Consider the following 2,690-nt stretch of genomic DNA (forward strand, 5'->3'; position numbering starts at 1 on the left):
ATCCCCCCGATGTCGGGGGGGTTGGGGGGCCACACCCTACCCCCACGAAAAACTTTTTGCCGCAAACCCTAATTAAGCCTAACTGTTAATAGCGTAATGATAGGCACTACCATTAGATTCCATAGGCATCAACCACTGGGAGATAGTTTCTAGTTTTTGACGGATTTGATCGAGTTGATCCTGCACAGGTTGCAGGAAAGTTTCGTACTGTTGTACCTGAGTTTTTAAACGCAATAATGCCAGATTAGTATCGCGCCATTGTCGCTCCTGTTCTTCAAATTCACGAGTTTTTTGCTCTAAATCCGACCATTGACCGTCAATACTATCGCTGCTTTTTTGTAAATCCTCTTGTAGTCCCTTGATTTCTGCTGCTAAACGTTGACTTTCTTGGAGACTATTTTGATAATTATCGGCCAACAGCATTAACAATGGTTCAAAGCCAGATTTTTGAGGATCTTCTGGGGATAAAATCCCCTGTCTCCGTTGCAGAATTTTCAGATGTTGAGAGCTAATAGCTTGCCTTTCTTGGAGATTCCGTCTTTGTCCTACTAAAGTTGCCGCCAGCATTCCTTTTTTTTCCTGTTCCTCGGCTAATTCTTCTTCTAAATTAGCTCGCTCAGATTGAGCTATTGTAGCCATTCTTGCTTCTAATTCTTCCACGGTTTGGCATTGGAGAGTTAATTCTTCCTCTTGGTCGTTGACAAAAATTTCCCAGCGCTTGAGGTCTGTTTGTAAGTTCTTAACTAAGCTCTCCAATTCTTCTAAAGGCATTTGTTCAAGAGCTTCTAGAGCGATTTTACCATCAAAACCTAGTTCTTCCCCTCCGAGGAGACGAAGGAGCATTTGTCGAGTAGAATCAGTGGTTTGTAGGGTGAGGTTAAGGTGTTCGAATAATTGCTGTTTTTGACTCAGAAGAGTTTCTTGTATTTGTAATTGTATTTTAGCTGTTTCCAAAGCACTGCGACTCGTCTGTAATTCCCTAGCTCTTTTTTCTAGATAATCGAGCATTTCATCGCTGGCGACCTGACGATTTTCTACAGCTTTTTTCTGCTCCTCTAAACTCTGCCAACAACTATTTAAAATTGTCTGTTGTTCTTGCACAGATTCAAGAGTGGAATGGAGAATTTGTGAGGGAGAATTGCCCCGATTATGATGAGCAGCTAAACGCTCCGCTAGAGAGCGAATAAATTGTTGTTGTTCTGGGGAAAGATTGGGGTAGGAGTTACGATTTATTTGTCCTTCTTCCAGCTGTCGCTGTTGCTCGTTTAATTGTTGTTTTAGGGTTTCCAGTTCTTGTCTTTTGCGCTCTAAATACTCTAATTCTGCCTCTATTTGTTCAATTTGCTCGATTCTTGTCTCCATTTCCATTTTCTGGCGGTTGAGAATCTCGCTTTGATAGGTGAGGGATTGTTTCCACTGCTCGATTTTCTCTTGATCTTTCTTGCTGCGCTCCATCAAACGGGAAATCTTTTGCAGTTGCCGCACCATCTCCGCTCCCGCTAATTCCGGGTTTCCTTGCAGTTGACGATTATTGCTCAAATTTACCAAGAGAAGCGCACCTTCACTCAGGGAGTTAGTTTCGTCGTAGGTTAAGATATCTTCCCCTGGTATGGCACTCCACGTCTGATCCTTATGCTGACAGGCCAATAGTTTCAATTCGGTTTTGTAACCGCCGATAAAACCTCTAGTCTGTTTTTTTACTTCTGCAAGGTATAGCACGAGTAGTCGTCCTCTATAATAAAAGTTTTTGTCATCGGTTTTAGGGAGAGTTGGCGATCAAGGCTAGGAGCAGCCCGTCTATGGTTTGGTGTGTAACCATCCGAATCCCAAAAATTTTTTAATTTCTATCATTCGAGTTTTTCTTTTTTATCCATACATTTGTTCTCAATTCTTCCCCTTCCCGACTGGAAAATTTTTGACGATTTTTCAGTTCAAATGTACTATTCTGGTCTCAAAAAATTCGGTAGTCAATCTCGTAAAGCGGCTCTTCTCGACTTTGTGTGATAATTTTTGCTTATGTAAGGTTAAATGCTTACTGGGCAAGACTTTTAGGACTATTTTGAAAGAAGAAACTATCAGTATAGACCTCGTTTCCACACAGAAACCAGAAGAACCGTAAAGCTTACTGAAAAATATGTTACATAATTAGCTTATCAGATTTATTATTAGTGACAAGAGGAGGGAAGAGAGCGTTTCTCATCAAGAGGGAGTGGGACGGGATTGGGCATCATCTCTAGATCACCAGCGATGGATTGTTTCTCTGGCGCTCCGCAGCTCCAGCGATCCGCAGTACCCCCATACCTTATTAAACAGGATTTAACTGAATGTCAGCATTCATCCCTCGCGCTAAGCGCGAGGGGACGGGGCTTTTAAAGGGGCGAAGCAATTCGCCCCAGGGTTCACCTCATCGAAAATTTTGGGTCTGAAACCCCGTCGTTCTACGACGGCTTTACTGTTAAATATTAGCACATTTACGAAATATATGCTAAAATGTGAGGTATGGAAAAGCTATCGCTACCGATTTTACCCAACACCCGAACAAGAGTCGCTATTGCGGCGCACATTGGGCTGTGTAAGATTGGTTTACAATAAAGCTCTCCATCTCAGAACACAAGCTTGGTACGAAAGACAAGAAAGAGTAGGATATACTGAAACTTCTTCAATGCTAACCGATTGGAAAAAACAAGAAG

Annotated in this window: 2 protein-coding genes; one reads left to right on the plus strand and one right to left on the minus strand. The window is 42.2% G+C overall.

Translation table 11 applies throughout. From position 1 onward, the window contains the following. Positions 1-78 precede the first annotated feature (78 nt). Positions 79-1,719 carry a pilus motility taxis protein HmpF gene (hmpF, locus tag IQ242_RS21880; protein ID WP_193961394.1) on the minus strand — a complete coding sequence of 547 codons (1,641 nt, stop codon included), beginning with the start codon at positions 1,717-1,719 and terminating at the stop codon, positions 79-81. Between the two features lie 763 nt (positions 1,720-2,482). Here hmpF and IQ242_RS21885 point away from each other — a divergent pair. Further along, a partial coding sequence (locus IQ242_RS21885) for a helix-turn-helix domain-containing protein (RefSeq protein ID WP_193961395.1) occupies positions 2,483-2,690 on the plus strand: 208 nt, incomplete at its 3' end.

It is taken from the genome of Microcystis sp. LEGE 08355 (assembly GCF_015207185.1).
Lineage (GTDB): Bacteria > Cyanobacteriota > Cyanobacteriia > Cyanobacteriales > Microcystaceae > Microcystis > Microcystis panniformis.